Here is a 13,023-nt window from a genome sequence, read left to right as displayed (position 1 = left end):
AGGAGAGACGGAATATGAAAGTCATCTTAGTCAACGGCAGCCCGCACGAAAAGGGCTGCACCTATACGGCCTTGGACGAAGTCGCGAAGACATTGCGCGAGGAAGGCGTAGAAGCGGTACATTTCTGGATCGGCAATCAGGCCGTCCGCGGCTGTATCGGCTGCTGCCGATGCGACGACCTGCACCGCTGCGTATTCGACGACGACAAGGTCAACGAATTTTTGAAGCTGGCCGGAGACTGCGACGGGTTTGTCTTCGGCTCGCCTGTCCACTGGGCCGCCGCCGGCGGAGCCATTACGTCCTTTATGGACCGGGCCTTCTACGCCGGGCAGCGCCGGGAAGATATGCCCTTTTACCTGAAGCCTGCGGCCGCCGTCGTCTCAGCCCGCCGCGCCGGCACGACGGCGACGTACGACCAGCTGAATAAATACTTCGGCCTCATGCAGATGCCGATTATTTCCTCGCAGTACTGGAATATGGTTCACGGCCACTGCCCTGACGACGTGCGGCAAGACGCCGAAGGCCTGCAGACCATGCGCACCCTGGCTCGAAACATGGCCTTCTTCTTGAAATGCAAGGAAACGGCCCTGCAGAACGGCGTGTCCCTGCCTAAGCGGGAAGAACAGATATACACCAACTTCATACGGTAACGCCTCGAAACGGGCGCGGCGCTCCGGTTATGCGGCCGAGACACCGCGCCCCCTTTCTTTTTTCCTAAGGGTCTCTGCTGGTTAAACCATGCCTGAATTGTATTTCTTAACAAAGAATACAAGTATTGGACGATGGTTCCGGCGGGACGTATACTGGAACCATAGAAAGGAACGACGAGAGGAGGGATCCGATGACCATTGACGAAGTATGCGAACGGTACTGCATTCCCAAGAGCGTACTGGAGGAATACGAGAAGCTGGGCTTGTGCAGCTCCGTAAAATGCGTTATGGGCCAATGGCAGTACGACGATATGGATGTAGAGCGGCTGAGCCTGATCATGACCCTTCACGACGTAGGGTTTACGAACGAAGAGGTAGAGGCGTACATGGGCCTTCTCTTGTCCGGCGGCGACACGAGGGACGCGCGGCTGAAGATGCTGGACAAGCTGCGCCAGCAGGCCGTTGACGAAATCCATTTCCATCAGAAAAAATTGGACTGGCTCGATTATCTGCGCTATCAAATCCGTCAGCATAAGGAAAAAGTTTTATGACGAGGAGGAAAGAGAGTATGAGACTGGTCAAGCAGTATCTAATGGCTGGGGCCGTTGCCCTGACCGTCCTGTCGCTGACGGCCTGCGGCTCGGCGGCGGAGAGTAGGGGTTCTTCCACTCGTCCGGCAGAACAGGCAAAGGCTGCGGCACAGCAAATGCCGGCGGCGGAGCAGATCGTCCGCGTGACGGACAGCCAAGGAACGACGCTGACCCTGCATTTGAACGGCAGCCCGGCGGCAAAGGACTTATGTGCTCAGCTGCCTCTGGATATTGCGGTGGAAAACTACAGCACGAATGAAAAGATTTTCTATCCGCCGAAAAAGCTCAATACGGCCGATACGCCTATGGCTAAGCCGAAGGTGGGCATGGTAGCCTATTACGCGCCGTGGGACGACGTCGTATTGTTCTACGCGCCTCTGAACGGCGGCGAGCTGTACGAATTAGGATATGTAGAAGAAGATGCCGGCCAGATTGAGAAGCTGAGCGGCACGCTCCATATCGAGCAGGTACATCCATAGGGAGGGGGATATCATATGGAGTATACGAAATTAGGCAATACGGATATTACGATTTCCAAGCTGTGCCTCGGTTGCATGAGCTTCGGTGACAGGGCCAGCCAGATGCACGCCTGGACCTTGAATCTGCAGGACAGCGAAGCTATCATCAAGCACGCCCTGGATTTGGGCATCAATTTTTTCGATACGGCAAACTGCTATTCTGCCGGCACGAGCGAAGAGTATCTGGGCCGGGCTATCAAACGCAACGCGGCCCGGGATAAGGTCGTCCTAGCGTCGAAGGTCTATTTTAACGACGGCCATTTATCCAAGGAGGCCATACAGCGGGAAATTGACGGCACCCTGCGCCGCCTCGGCACGGAGTATCTTGATTTGTACATTATTCACCGCTTCGATTACGGCACGCCTATGGAGGAAACGATGGAAGCGTTGGACAGCCTGGTCAAAGCCGGCAAGGTGCGGGCCTTAGGCGCGTCGGCCATGTACGGCTACCAGTTTTACAATATGCAGCTGGCAGCGGAGCGAAACGGCTGGACGCCTTTCTCGTCCATGCAGAATCACTACAGCCTGCTGTACCGTGAAGATGAACGGGAACTCATTCCCATCTGCAGCCAGATGAACGTATCCCTGACGCCGTACAGTCCCTTGGCGGCAGGACGGCTGGCGCGGCCTGAGTGGAAGGCTGATACCCTGCGCAGCCAGACCGACAAGGTGGCCGTAGAAAAGTACGACAGTACGCAGGTCATGGATTCGCGCATCGTCAAACAGGTGCAGGACATCGCGGCGGAACACGGAGCGACGATGACCCAGATCGCATTGGCCTGGCAGTTTGCCAAGGGCGTGGCGTCTCCTATTATCGGCGCGACGAAGATGAGCTACTTAGACGACGCGGCCGGCGCATTTGACGTGACGCTGACGGAAGACGACATGGCGCGGCTGGAACAATTTTACCTGCCCCATAAAGTCGTCGGCGCCCTCGACGAAGGCAAGCCGTCGCCGTCGGTGCTGGCGGCCAACGTTGGGACGTAAGGGAGGCGGTTGGCATGGACCGGCGGGAATTTTTGAAATGGACCGGAGCCGGCGCCCTGACCTTGTTTCTCAGCGGCTGCGGAAATATATTGACCCGGGCCGAAAGCGCGTCCGGTATCGTTGGAGGAGGTAAGCCTATGAATATCGTCGTAGTGACGGGAAGCCCTCATAGAGAGGGAACGTCGGATGTATTAGCCGACCAGTTTATCGAAGGAGCCCAGTCGGCAGGGCACAATGTATTCCGCTTTGACGCGGCCTTTGAAGATACGCATCCCTGTCAGGGCTGCGACCACTGCGGCATGGACGGCGACTGTATCTTTAACGACGCTATTTCGCAGAAGCTCATGCCGAAGATGCTGGAAATGGATTTGATCGTGCTGGTCACGCCGCTGTACTATTACGGCATGTCGGCTCAGCTCAAGACCGTCGTCGACCGCTTCTATTCGCGGACGGGACGGCTTCACGGCAAGAAATCCATTCTCATGGCTACGGCATGGAACAGCGCTGACTGGACGATGGAGGCCCTCGTCCACCATTATGAAACGCTCGTGCGCTACATGGAATGGACCGACGTCGGGCAAGTATTAGCCGTCGGCTGCGGCTACAGGGCGCTCATCGAGCAGTCCCAGTTCCCCGACCAGGCCTACCGCCTGGGGGCCAGCTTATAAGCTTATACATGTATTATTCTGTACCTGATAGGGAGGTCTTGAAATGAACTTTTTGAAGATGCAGAAAAAAGTTGCCGCTATCGTTGCGGCAGCTATGATTACGACGACATTAGTACCGATGGGAGCGATTGCAATGGCAGAAAATCAAACGGAAAAGAAAGCAGTAAAAATTGTACAGACAGCAGGACGGGATCAGCTCGGCGAATTTGCCCCTGAATTTGCCCGCTACAACGACGACATTTTATTCGGTGAAGTCTGGTCGCGCAACGACAAATTGTCCCTCCGCGACCGCAGCATCGTGACGGTGTGCTCGCTCATCGGCTCGGGCGTCATCGACAGCTCGCTGAAATACCACTTGGCGACGGCTAAGAAAAACGGCGTGACGAAGGAAGAAATGGCGGAAATCATCACGCAGCTGGGTTTCTACGTCGGCTGGCCGAAGGCCTGGGCGGCCTTCAACATGGCTAAGGAAGTATACGCCGAATAAGCTGCAGGACGGCAAATTTTACGGAGAAATATCTTGACATAAAGTTAACTCTAACATTTATAATGAAACATAATTAAAGTATATAGATAATATACATTTATATATGACGACTACACAAAGGAGTGACTTTAAATGAAAGATTTGTCGAGACGAGATTTCTTTAAATTGGCCGGCGTAACGGCTGCCGGCGTGGCCTTGTCGGGCGTAGGCCTGACGGACTTGCTGGCCCAAGCTCCCGTCGTCGGGGCGGCCGACGTGACGGGTAAAGCGACGGCGGGCTCGCGGGCCAAGGTGTACTTTACGAAGTACATCGACGCGGCCCATCTGATTCAGCTGTACGATAAGATCAACGAAGGCATTTACGGCAAGATAGCCGTCAAGCTCCACACCGGCGAAAAGCACGGCCCGAACATCCTGCCGCGGGATATGGTAAAGGAATTCATGGCTCATATTCCCGACAGCACGATCGTCGAAACGAACACGCTGTATGCCGGCGACCGCTACACGACGGAAGGCCATCGGGAAACGCTGAAAGTCAACGGCTGGACTTTCTGTCCCGTCGATATTATGGACGAATTCGGCGACGTCAATCTGCCCGTCCGCGGCGGCAAGCATTTGAAAGAAGTCGCCATGGGCGGCCACATCGTAAACTACGACTCCATGGTCGTCCTGACCCACTTCAAGGGCCACGCCATGGGCGGCTTCGGCGGCTCCATGAAGAATATCGCCATCGGCTGCGCGTCGGGACAGGTTGGCAAGCGGCAGGTTCACGGCGTGACGGGTACGCCGCCGGAAGACTGGGGTGCCTGGCCGGCGAAGGAGCATCTCATGGAGCTCATGGCCGATTCGGCGAAGGCGACTGTCGATTATTTCGGCAAGCACATCGTGTTTATCAACGTCATGCGCCGCATGTCCGTCGACTGCGACTGCGCCGGCACCAGCGCGGCGGAGCCGACCATCCCCGATATTGGCATCGTAGCCTCGACGGATATTCTTGCCGTCGACCAGGCCAGCGTCGACTTGGTATACGGCCTGCCGTCGAGCCAGAATCATGACTTGGTGGAACGCATCGAATCGCGCCGCGGCCTCCATCAGCTGCAGGCCATGCGCGACCTCAAGATGGGCAACGACCAATACGAGCTGATTTCTATTGACTAACTATGTAAATTTCGTTTGCAGAGAAAGAAGGATATACGATGGATGAAAAAGAAAAAGCAGGGCTGTTCGGCTTAGGCCAGACGAACGACGCCTATGCCCAGTATTTTGTCGGCCAGAGCTATTTGAATTTGCTGACAAAGGATCGTTTGGTTACGGCCAACGTCACCTTTGAGCCGGGCTGCCGCAACAACTGGCACATTCACCACAAGGGCGGTCAGATTCTCTTGTGCACGTCAGGCCGCGGTTACTATCAGGAATGGGGCAAGGAACCGCAGGAACTTCATCCCGGCGACGTCGTCAACATTCCGCCGGAAGTGAAGCACTGGCACGGTGCGGCTCCCGACAGCTGGTTTGCCCACGTGGCCATCGAAGTACCGGCAGAAGGGGCGTCCAACGAATGGTGCGAACCTGTCGATGCCGAAGCATACAATAAGTTAAAATAATACTTTTTGCTAAAGGAGAATGACTGATGAAAAAGATAATGCCTTTTCTCATGACGACGCTGGCGGCTCTGTCCTTTGCGGCTGCGAGCCCTTCACAGAGCATGGCTGCCGATACGGTTCAGCCGGTTCAACGCGCCGCCATGTCCGAAGCCGAAGCCGGCGCAGGTATGTTCGGCCTCGGCAAATCCAACGACGCCTACGCCCAGTATTTCATCGGCCAGAGCTATTTAAATCCCCTGACGACAGAGGGCCTGTCTATTTCCAACGTCACCTTTGAGCCGGGCTGCCGCAACAACTGGCACATCCACCATAAGGGCGGCCAGATCCTCTTGTGCACGTCGGGACGGGGCTATTATCAGGAATGGGGCAAGCCGGCTCAGGAGCTTCATCCCGGCGATGTCGTCAACATTCCGCCGGAAGTGAAGCACTGGCACGGCGCAGCTCCGGACAGCTGGTTTGCCCACATTGCCATCGCTGTGCCGGCTGAAGGCGCGTCTAACGAATGGCTTGAAGCTGTAGACGACGCCCAGTATCGTCAGCTGAAATAGGAGTGAGATAGGATGAAAAAATTAGTTATGATGATAGTAACGGCCTTTGCGGCCCTGATGCTCGTCGGCTGCGGCGTGTCGGAAAGCGGCTCGGCCAGCGCGGCGGCTCCCCAGGCGAAGGCGGGAGCTATTGCTGATACGATAGACGGCGGCCTGCAGGGCAAGAAGGTCCTCGTAGCCTACTATTCGTGGAGCGGCAATACAAAAGCCGTTGCCGAACAGATTCAGCGGGAAACGGGCGCCGATATCTTCTTTATCCAGCCGCAGACGCCATATCCCGGCGATTACCGCGAATGCGTCGATATTGCCAAGAAGGAAATGAATGAAAACGCCCGTCCGGCTGTCGCCAATACGGTAGACAACATGGATCAGTACGACGTCGTGTTCGTCGGCTACCCGATTTGGTGGGGCAAGGCGCCGATGTTCGTGTACACCTTCCTGGAAAGCTACAATTTCCAGGGCAAGACTGTCGTTCCCTTCTGCACGACTGGCGGCACGCCTATCAGCGGCAGTATGGCCGATGCGCAGAAATCGGCGGCAGGGGCGCAGCTCGTGCGGGGCAGCGATTCGTCCGACCCGGCAGCCGTGTCGAAATGGCTTAAGGATATTCACGCCGTGCAATAAGCAGATGAGCGCATAGAAATGGAGGGGAAACGATGAAAGGAATAGCTTTATTGAGCGGAATCATTGGAGCGGCCGTCGTCGTTTCCGCCTTCTGTGTTTTTGGGCCGGGCAGGGCCGACGCGACGGAAGAGCAAGTCGTCGTCATTGCGCCGGTCCAGCCGGCCTATGCCCGTCAGATAGACGTGGCCTTTGAAGGAGGCCGGGCCCGTGTCGGCTTGCTCGACGAAGAAGCGGCGATGGAATTTGCCGAACGGCAGCCCTTGTCCATCCAGCTGGAGCGGAAGCCCGAGCGGATTGTTGTAGCCGGCGTGCCTGACGGCGTTTTCCAAGGAACTCGCGGCGGAGTAGAAGCGCCGGTCATCGGCGACGTCGTCCTGGACGTCCAGGCCAAAGAGGTATATATCTGCTGCCGCGATATGGACGCGTCGGACGGCCGCGTTCTCTTGGGACACGTCACGTCCGGCATCGAGCCGCTGTCGCGCATGGACGGCGCCTTTGAAGCCTTCGCCATGGCGGCGGAAGATTTGTAAAGTTTTTGCGGCGGCGCTTTTTTATTTTTGCAGGCCGTGATACAATAAAGGCGACGTTTTTATAAAGAAAGAGGGACACACCATGCATTTAGGCGCACAGGAATTGATAGTTATCTTATTGATTGTCTTGATCTTGTTCGGCGGGAAAAAAGTCGCCGGCCTGGGAAAAGCGATGGGGACGAGCCTGCGCGAATTCAAGGAAGAAGTCAATAAGACGAGCGACGCCGTCAAAGACGGGGCCGATGCGGTGAAAGCCGAAGCGTCGGAAGCAAAGCAAGCGGCCGAAGGGGCCGTCAAGGCGGAAACGACAGACCGAAAGAACGAAGCAAACTAGACGGGAGCACGACGATGTATTGGAAGACGACGTATCTGTCGCCTGTAGGCGAATTAACCTTAGCGGAAAAAGACGGCTGCCTGGCCGGACTGTGGATCAAAGGGCAGAAATATTATCTGGCGTCCTTGGACGAGGACGATGTGTCCGATGGAGAAACGCCGACCTTGGCTAAGGCGAAGGGCTGGCTTGACGAATATTTTGCCGGCCGCCGGCCGTCCATCCTGGCCTTGCCCTTAGCACCTCAGGGGACGGCCTTTCAGCGCTGCGTGTGGCAGCTCCTGTGTCACATTCCCTATGGGCAGACGAAGACGTACGGCCAGATAGCCGAGGAAGCGGCAGCGCTGCGCGGGATACCCTCGTCCGCCCGGGCCGTAGGAACAGCTGTCGGACATAATCCTATTTCCATCATCATTCCGTGCCACCGCGTCGTCGGCGCGAAGGGCCGCCTCACAGGCTATGCCGGCGGCATCGATAAGAAAATACAGCTCTTAGCGCACGAAGGGGCCGACATGGAGCAGCTTCACCGATAACTGCATATATGCGAAAAAGCAGCTTGCCAAAGGGACAGGCTGCTTTTTTGTCGTGGTTAGGAGAAGGCTTCGATAAATTTTTCCGCCAGGGACGAGAAATACCGGTTTTTCATCCAAATGGCCGTCAGGCGCGTATAGAGCCGCGGCTCGTCGATGATTTTTACGTGCAGACGCGAGTGCGTCGCCAGCGTGAAGGCCGATTGGGGAAGGATAGCCATGCCCAATCCGGCGTTGGCCCACAGGAGGCTCGTGCGGGCGTCGTCGCTGCGGCAGAAGATCGTCGGCGTCATGTTTTGGGCGGCGCACGTATCCTGGACGAGCTGGTCGAAGCGTCGGTAAATGATGAGGGGCTTGTCGTCCAGTTCCTTTAGGGAAACCGTATCGCGGCGGGGACACCAGTCCAGCTCGTCGGTCAAGGCCAGGACCATGGGCTCTTCGCTGAGGAATTTGTAGTGAAAGGGCTCGTAATTGAAGGGCGTGCGGACGATGCCGATTTCGATGAGGCCCTTCGTCAGGAGGTCGATGATCTTGAAGGTATTGCCGTCGTATACCTCGAAGCGCACGCCGCAGTACTGGCGGTGAAATTGCTGCATAAAGGGGCGGAGGATGACGCTGCCTGACGACGATACCATGCCGATGGACAGGGTGCCGTAGACGCCTTCCTTGAAGTCCTTGATTTCCCGCAGCGTCGAGTCGGACAGGTTGATGATCTGCTGGGCCCGGCGAAACAGGATTTTTCCAGCGTCGGTCAGCTCCGTCTGACGGGAGCCGCGCTTGAACAGGGCGACGCCCAGCTCGTCTTCCAGATGCTTCATCTGCTGGCTCAAGGGCGGCTGGGCCATGTGCAGTTTTTTAGCCGCCGCCGTGATTTGGCCTTCTTCGGCGACGGTAATAAAGTAAAGTAGTTGGCGAATGTCCATATAAGGCACCTCTTTATATATGATTTTCATATGTATGGGCAATAAAACCAATATTTTTAATATATATTGCTTCGTGGTATAATCGACGATGAAAAGATATCACACGGAAGGAGTTTTCCTATGGAACCTAGACCCAGTATTATGGATAAGCCGAGAGACGCCCATTTTTATTGGACGCTGTTTAAGGCGACCTTTCTCGTCAGCGCCTTTACCGTCGGCGGCGGATTTATTATCATTCCCTTATTAAAAGCGAAATATGTAGATGAATACCATTGGATTAACGACAAGGACGCCTTAGATATGGTGGCCGTAGCGCAGTCCATGCCGGGCGTCATCGCGGCCAACTGCGCCATCATCTTAGGCTACCGCATGGCCGGCGTCCTGGGGACCCTCGTGGCCCTGGTGGCGACGATATTGCCGCCGCTCATTACTTTGTCCATCGTTTCGTACTGCTACGACTACTTTGTCCAGAGCGAAATCGTCCGCATGATCCTGCGGGGCATGCAGTGCGGCGCGACGGCGCTCATCGTCAACGTAGCGATTGACTTGTTAGTTAAGCAGGTAAAAAAGAAATTAGTTCTGCCCATGCTGATTATCGTCGGAACTTTTGTCGGCAGCATCGTTTTTGATATCAATATTATGGAATTGATCGTAATCGACGGCATCATCGGGTTTATGTGCATGCGCGCCGCCAAGTACAATTAGGAGGATGCCATATGATATACGCTATACTGTTTATTGAATTCTGCAAGGTCGGCCTGTTCTGCGTCGGCGGCGGCTACGCGTCTATGCCCCTCATTCAGCACTGCGTCGTCGATACGTATCATTGGATGACCATGAGCGAATTCGTCGATATTTTCACCTTGTCCCAGATGATGCCCGGCGCTATCGGCCTCAATGCAGCGACCTTCGCCGGCACGCGCATTGCCGGGTTAGGCGGCGCTATCTGCGCGTCCGTCGGCTTTGTCACGCCGTCCTTTTTCATCGGCATCGCCTTTGCCCGCATTTTCTTAAAATACGGTGACATCGGCCCGGTCCGCGGCATCCTGAACGGCCTGCGTCCGGCTGTCGTAGCCCTCATCTGCGCGGCCAGCCTGAGCTTTATTCTGCTGGCCTTGTGGAACGCCGAAGCGATTCCCCATGATTTTGCCGACTTTAAAGTCAGCGCGTTGGTTATCCTGCTGCTGGCCTTGGCGGCCATCCGCCGGAAATTCGGCGTCATCAAAGTGCTTCTCGGTTCCGGCGTCCTGGGCCTCTTATTTGGCCTGGCCGGCCTCCTGTAACAGATACTGGCCGGGAATGGCGGCGATAAACCGGCTTGGCCCGTAGACGTGCTTTCCTTCGCGGCGGTGCCAGCTTAGGAACAGCCGTTTCCTGGCTCGCGTCATGGCGACGTAAAACAGCCGCTTTTCCTCGTCGAGCTCGCGGCTGTCATCGGCAGTGCGGGACAAGGGAAAGACGCCGTCCTGAAGGCACGCTAAAAATACATAATCGAACTCCAGCCCCTTAGCCTGATGTACTGTAATAATCGGGATTTGGGGCTTTTTTTCCAGCAGGCTGTCTAATTCGCTGTTGGACAGGGCCGTGAGCTGGAGAAATTCCGTCAGGGCGTCGCGCGGGTCCTGGCCGGGGGTGTCCGTTTCCTTAGCCAGGCTGTACAGCTTGCGGATATTTTCCATGCGGTCGATGTGTTCTTCTTGTTCTGTGCGGCTCTGCCGCCCTTCATAGTAGTCTTTTACGCCGCAGCGGAGCATGACGGCGGCGATGAGCTCGCAGGGGCGCTGCGTGTACGACAGCTGCCGCAGTTCGTGGAGTTTTTCGCTTACCGGTTTAAACAACGAGGCATAAATGGCTATGCAGGACCGGCGCTGGGCCGTATAGGGACGGATGTGCTCGTCCAGGGCGTAGCGCAGGATGGCCGCCGTGGCGACGATGTCGTCGAAGGCGTCGTGGCTCGACTGGGTGTCCGGCGTGAAACGGTTGCTCAAATAGCTGAGCTTGTGATTGGGCAGGTTGGGATAAAAGCGGCGGAATATATCCAGCGTATCGTAATAGGCGATGTCGTCGGGGCTGTCCATGGACAGGCGTCGCAGCTCGCTGCGCAGGATGCGCAGGTCGTAGGACACGTTGTGACCGACGATGACGGCGCCGTCGGCAAACCGGAGAAAGTCGGCGAGGGCTTCCTTGGGGTCGCGGCCTTCGCGGCGGAGCAGTTCGTCGCTGATATGGTGGATATAGTACGAATCGCCGACGCTGCGGCTGGGCCGGACGTAGGCGTTGAATTTCCCGGCGATTTCGCAGCGCTCGTTCAGGCGGATCGCGGCAATCTGAATGATGTCGTCCCGCGTCGTGTCCGTGCCGGTGCTCTCTACGTCGAAGACGACGACATTGCCTTTTTCCAACGCCGTCAGCAGCAGGCCGAAGGGATCGCCGAAGGCTAGGGCGTCGCCGTCGATGAAGTCGCACAGCCCCAGACCCAGGCGGCGGTACGACGGGCTCTCGATGGTGTCGATGGTGCGGCGGCCGACGCGTTCGGCAAAGCGCAGGAGGATGCGCTTCAGGCTCAGGGCGTCGTGCTTGTTCATCGTCAGGCGCAGAAAGGCCGTGACGTCCTTGCATTCCTGCCGTTTAAACAACTGAAACTGGTCGATCATCGTAAAGGGCAGGCGCTGTTCCGGCGGCAGTCCCTCATTGTGCGAGCGGACACCGTTCCAGATGACCTTATTGCAGCGATTCGTCCGGGTCATGATGCAGGCTCTAGTCCGTTCCTGCGGCGGCAATGCGGCGATTTGACGGAATATCCAGCGCGCTTCTTCCATGAAATGGGCCGTTTCCACGGCGACGATGGGTTCGCCCTGTTCATGGCCGGCAGCTGTGCCGGGCGCGGGATAAAAAGAGGCGACAGACGGGCCGAACAGGTTGGCCAGACAGTCTGACGACGCCTGGAGCAGCGTTTCCGTAGCCCGGTAATTTATCGTAAAGGTAATGCGGACGGGATGGTAATCCGCAGTGAAGCGGCGCAGGATGGCGTCGGGGTGAGAGCCGCGCCATTCGTAAATGGTCTGGAAATAATCGCCGCAGAGGAGGATGATACGCCCCGGAAACAGGCGGGAAATGAGGTCGTATTCGATGTCGCTCGTATCCTGCATTTCGTCGATGGCGATGTAGGCGAAGCGGTTTTGCCAGCGCCGGCATACGTCGTCCTGCCGCAGCAGGAGAGAGGCCCGGACGATGAGATCTTCAAAGTCCAGGGCATGGTTGGCCGACAACGCCGCGGCGTACTGCTCCATGAGGTCGACGCCGTTTATTGCCAGCCACTGTTCCAGTTCGGCGTCGACGCTGTCCGTATAATTCGTGCAGAACGAGCGGAGACAGCCGTCGTCCCGGCAGACAGCCGCAGCGCCGGCGGCAAAGTCGGCCAGTACGTCGCCGCTTTGGCAGTCATGGAGGGCGCAGTATTTTTTGGACGCTTCTATGAAATTTTGTATATTCTGCATCCTTCCCCGGGCAGATACATCGAGAGAAAGGGGCAGGCTGGCGACGATGTTTTTGCAGTCCTCGTCGTCGTAGACGAGAAAATCGCTGCATACGTCGGAGCCGGCCTTGCTTTCTTCCTTGATGAGAGAGTAGCAGAAACCGTGAATGGTCTTGACGACGACGTCGAGGCCTTTTTCGTGTGCCGTAGAAAAAATTCGATGTTTCAATTCTTTGCAGGCCCGGTTCGTAAAGGTCAGGCAGAGAATCTGAGCTCCTTCGGCTCGTCCCGACTCGACGATAGCGGCGACGCGGCGAGCCAGCACGTTGGTTTTTCCCGTGCCGGCCGGCGCGTTTAACAATATATGATGATCCAAATCGGCGACGACGGCGCGCTGTTCGGCGTTTAAGCCATGCAGGATAGCCTCATCCATAGGCGGGACTCCTTTCGTTCTGTGGAAATACTATGCTAATCATACCATAAAAAGAGAGGCTTTAAAAATTTGGCTGCTCCGTCAATTTCCGTCAATACCAGTCAGCCGGCGTCTATTATGAGCCGTAC

At 56.5% G+C, this 13,023-nt stretch carries 17 protein-coding genes; 15 read left to right on the top strand and 2 right to left on the bottom strand.

Annotated features, from left to right (window positions below; all coding sequences use genetic code 11):
• Positions 1 to 14: 14 nt before the first annotated feature.
• From DKB62_RS02160 to DKB62_RS02100, 13 genes are all read left to right on the top strand, one after another.
• Positions 15 to 650: a flavodoxin family protein gene (locus DKB62_RS02160; protein WP_087477143.1), complete on the top strand. Its 636-nt coding sequence runs from the start codon at positions 15 to 17 to the stop codon at positions 648 to 650.
• Positions 651 to 841: 191 nt separating this feature from the next.
• Complete coding sequence (locus DKB62_RS02155) at positions 842 to 1,201, top strand: MerR family transcriptional regulator (protein ID WP_107195883.1); 360 nt, start codon at positions 842 to 844, stop codon at positions 1,199 to 1,201.
• Between the two features lie 17 nt (positions 1,202 to 1,218).
• Complete coding sequence (locus DKB62_RS02150) at positions 1,219 to 1,719, top strand: cyclophilin-like fold protein (RefSeq protein WP_198643475.1); 501 nt, start codon at positions 1,219 to 1,221, stop codon at positions 1,717 to 1,719.
• A gap of 15 nt (positions 1,720 to 1,734) precedes the next feature.
• A complete protein-coding gene (locus DKB62_RS02145) occupies positions 1,735 to 2,745 on the top strand; it encodes an aldo/keto reductase (RefSeq protein ID WP_107195884.1) in 1,011 nt (336 codons plus the stop codon).
• 14 nt (positions 2,746 to 2,759) lie between these two features.
• Complete coding sequence (locus DKB62_RS02140; protein ID WP_107195885.1) at positions 2,760 to 3,413, top strand: NAD(P)H-dependent oxidoreductase; 654 nt, start codon at positions 2,760 to 2,762, stop codon at positions 3,411 to 3,413.
• Positions 3,414 to 3,456: 43 nt separating this feature from the next.
• On the top strand, positions 3,457 to 3,900 hold the full coding sequence (locus tag DKB62_RS02135) for a carboxymuconolactone decarboxylase family protein (RefSeq protein ID WP_232818779.1): 444 nt from the start codon (positions 3,457 to 3,459) through the stop codon (positions 3,898 to 3,900).
• Positions 3,901 to 4,032: 132 nt separating this feature from the next.
• Positions 4,033 to 5,058 (top strand): DUF362 domain-containing protein, encoded by a 1,026-nt coding sequence (locus tag DKB62_RS02130; RefSeq protein ID WP_107195886.1) that lies wholly within the window; start codon positions 4,033 to 4,035, stop codon positions 5,056 to 5,058.
• 38 nt (positions 5,059 to 5,096) lie between these two features.
• Positions 5,097 to 5,501 carry a cupin domain-containing protein gene (locus DKB62_RS02125; protein ID WP_087477138.1) on the top strand — a complete coding sequence of 135 codons (405 nt, stop codon included), beginning with the start codon at positions 5,097 to 5,099 and terminating at the stop codon, positions 5,499 to 5,501.
• A gap of 26 nt (positions 5,502 to 5,527) precedes the next feature.
• Positions 5,528 to 6,049: a cupin domain-containing protein gene (locus DKB62_RS02120; RefSeq protein WP_232818780.1), complete on the top strand. Its 522-nt coding sequence runs from the start codon at positions 5,528 to 5,530 to the stop codon at positions 6,047 to 6,049.
• Between the two features lie 12 nt (positions 6,050 to 6,061).
• On the top strand, positions 6,062 to 6,673 hold the full coding sequence (locus DKB62_RS02115; RefSeq protein ID WP_198643476.1) for a flavodoxin: 612 nt from the start codon (positions 6,062 to 6,064) through the stop codon (positions 6,671 to 6,673).
• 32 nt (positions 6,674 to 6,705) lie between these two features.
• Positions 6,706 to 7,203 carry a cyclophilin-like fold protein gene (locus DKB62_RS02110; RefSeq protein ID WP_107195887.1) on the top strand — a complete coding sequence of 166 codons (498 nt, stop codon included), beginning with the start codon at positions 6,706 to 6,708 and terminating at the stop codon, positions 7,201 to 7,203.
• 82 nt (positions 7,204 to 7,285) lie between these two features.
• Positions 7,286 to 7,537, top strand: a complete 252-nt coding sequence (locus DKB62_RS02105) for a twin-arginine translocase TatA/TatE family subunit (RefSeq protein ID WP_087477135.1) — start codon at positions 7,286 to 7,288, stop codon at positions 7,535 to 7,537.
• A gap of 14 nt (positions 7,538 to 7,551) precedes the next feature.
• Positions 7,552 to 8,067 (top strand): methylated-DNA--[protein]-cysteine S-methyltransferase, encoded by a 516-nt coding sequence (locus DKB62_RS02100; protein WP_087477134.1) that lies wholly within the window; start codon positions 7,552 to 7,554, stop codon positions 8,065 to 8,067.
• A gap of 56 nt (positions 8,068 to 8,123) precedes the next feature.
• Here DKB62_RS02100 and DKB62_RS02095 read toward each other — a convergent pair whose 3' ends face one another.
• On the bottom strand, positions 8,124 to 8,987 hold the full coding sequence (locus DKB62_RS02095; RefSeq protein ID WP_095629829.1) for a LysR family transcriptional regulator: 864 nt from the start codon (positions 8,985 to 8,987) through the stop codon (positions 8,124 to 8,126).
• A 141-nt stretch (positions 8,988 to 9,128) separates the two neighbouring features.
• Between DKB62_RS02095 and DKB62_RS02090 the strand changes: the two genes are divergently transcribed.
• Complete coding sequence (locus tag DKB62_RS02090; RefSeq protein ID WP_087477132.1) at positions 9,129 to 9,692, top strand: chromate transporter; 564 nt, start codon at positions 9,129 to 9,131, stop codon at positions 9,690 to 9,692.
• A gap of 11 nt (positions 9,693 to 9,703) precedes the next feature.
• The gene (locus DKB62_RS02085; protein WP_087477131.1) at positions 9,704 to 10,270 is read left to right on the top strand and encodes a chromate transporter; all 567 of its coding nucleotides are present in this window, start codon (positions 9,704 to 9,706) and stop codon (positions 10,268 to 10,270) included.
• Here DKB62_RS02085 and DKB62_RS02080 read toward each other — a convergent pair.
• On the bottom strand, positions 10,244 to 12,895 hold the full coding sequence (locus DKB62_RS02080; protein WP_107195888.1) for a 3'-5' exonuclease: 2,652 nt from the start codon (positions 12,893 to 12,895) through the stop codon (positions 10,244 to 10,246). The two genes, DKB62_RS02085 and DKB62_RS02080, sit on opposite strands and share 27 nt — an antisense overlap.
• Between the last annotated feature and the right edge of the window lie 128 nt (positions 12,896 to 13,023).

Source organism: Megasphaera stantonii (assembly GCF_003367905.1).
GTDB classification, from domain to species: Bacteria; Bacillota; Negativicutes; order Veillonellales; family Megasphaeraceae; genus Megasphaera; species Megasphaera stantonii.
This window is presented reverse-complemented; position numbering and strand designations above follow the sequence as displayed.

Bases quoted from the DNA above. Each gene is read 5' to 3' on its own strand.
- DKB62_RS02145 (WP_107195884.1), top strand. From the start codon at position 1,735: ATGGAGTATACGAAATTAGGCAATACGGATATTACGATTTCCAAGCTG.
- DKB62_RS02140 (WP_107195885.1), top strand. From the start codon at position 2,760: ATGGACCGGCGGGAATTTTTGAAATGGACCGGAGCCGGCGCCCTGACC.
- DKB62_RS02120 (WP_232818780.1), top strand. From the start codon at position 5,528: ATGAAAAAGATAATGCCTTTTCTCATGACGACGCTGGCGGCTCTGTCC.
- DKB62_RS02125 (WP_087477138.1), top strand. From the start codon at position 5,097: ATGGATGAAAAAGAAAAAGCAGGGCTGTTCGGCTTAGGCCAGACGAAC.
- DKB62_RS02080 (WP_107195888.1), bottom strand. From the start codon at position 12,895: ATGGATGAGGCTATCCTGCATGGCTTAAACGCCGAACAGCGCGCCGTC.
- DKB62_RS02105 (WP_087477135.1), top strand. From the start codon at position 7,286: ATGCATTTAGGCGCACAGGAATTGATAGTTATCTTATTGATTGTCTTG.
- DKB62_RS02100 (WP_087477134.1), top strand. From the start codon at position 7,552: ATGTATTGGAAGACGACGTATCTGTCGCCTGTAGGCGAATTAACCTTA.
- DKB62_RS02130 (WP_107195886.1), top strand. From the start codon at position 4,033: ATGAAAGATTTGTCGAGACGAGATTTCTTTAAATTGGCCGGCGTAACG.
- DKB62_RS02150 (WP_198643475.1), top strand. From the start codon at position 1,219: ATGAGACTGGTCAAGCAGTATCTAATGGCTGGGGCCGTTGCCCTGACC.
- DKB62_RS02160 (WP_087477143.1), top strand. From the start codon at position 15: ATGAAAGTCATCTTAGTCAACGGCAGCCCGCACGAAAAGGGCTGCACC.
- DKB62_RS02110 (WP_107195887.1), top strand. From the start codon at position 6,706: ATGAAAGGAATAGCTTTATTGAGCGGAATCATTGGAGCGGCCGTCGTC.
- DKB62_RS02155 (WP_107195883.1), top strand. From the start codon at position 842: ATGACCATTGACGAAGTATGCGAACGGTACTGCATTCCCAAGAGCGTA.
- DKB62_RS02085 (WP_087477131.1), top strand. From the start codon at position 9,704: ATGATATACGCTATACTGTTTATTGAATTCTGCAAGGTCGGCCTGTTC.
- DKB62_RS02135 (WP_232818779.1), top strand. From the start codon at position 3,457: ATGAACTTTTTGAAGATGCAGAAAAAAGTTGCCGCTATCGTTGCGGCA.
- DKB62_RS02115 (WP_198643476.1), top strand. From the start codon at position 6,062: ATGAAAAAATTAGTTATGATGATAGTAACGGCCTTTGCGGCCCTGATG.
- DKB62_RS02090 (WP_087477132.1), top strand. From the start codon at position 9,129: ATGGATAAGCCGAGAGACGCCCATTTTTATTGGACGCTGTTTAAGGCG.
- DKB62_RS02095 (WP_095629829.1), bottom strand. From the start codon at position 8,987: ATGGACATTCGCCAACTACTTTACTTTATTACCGTCGCCGAAGAAGGC.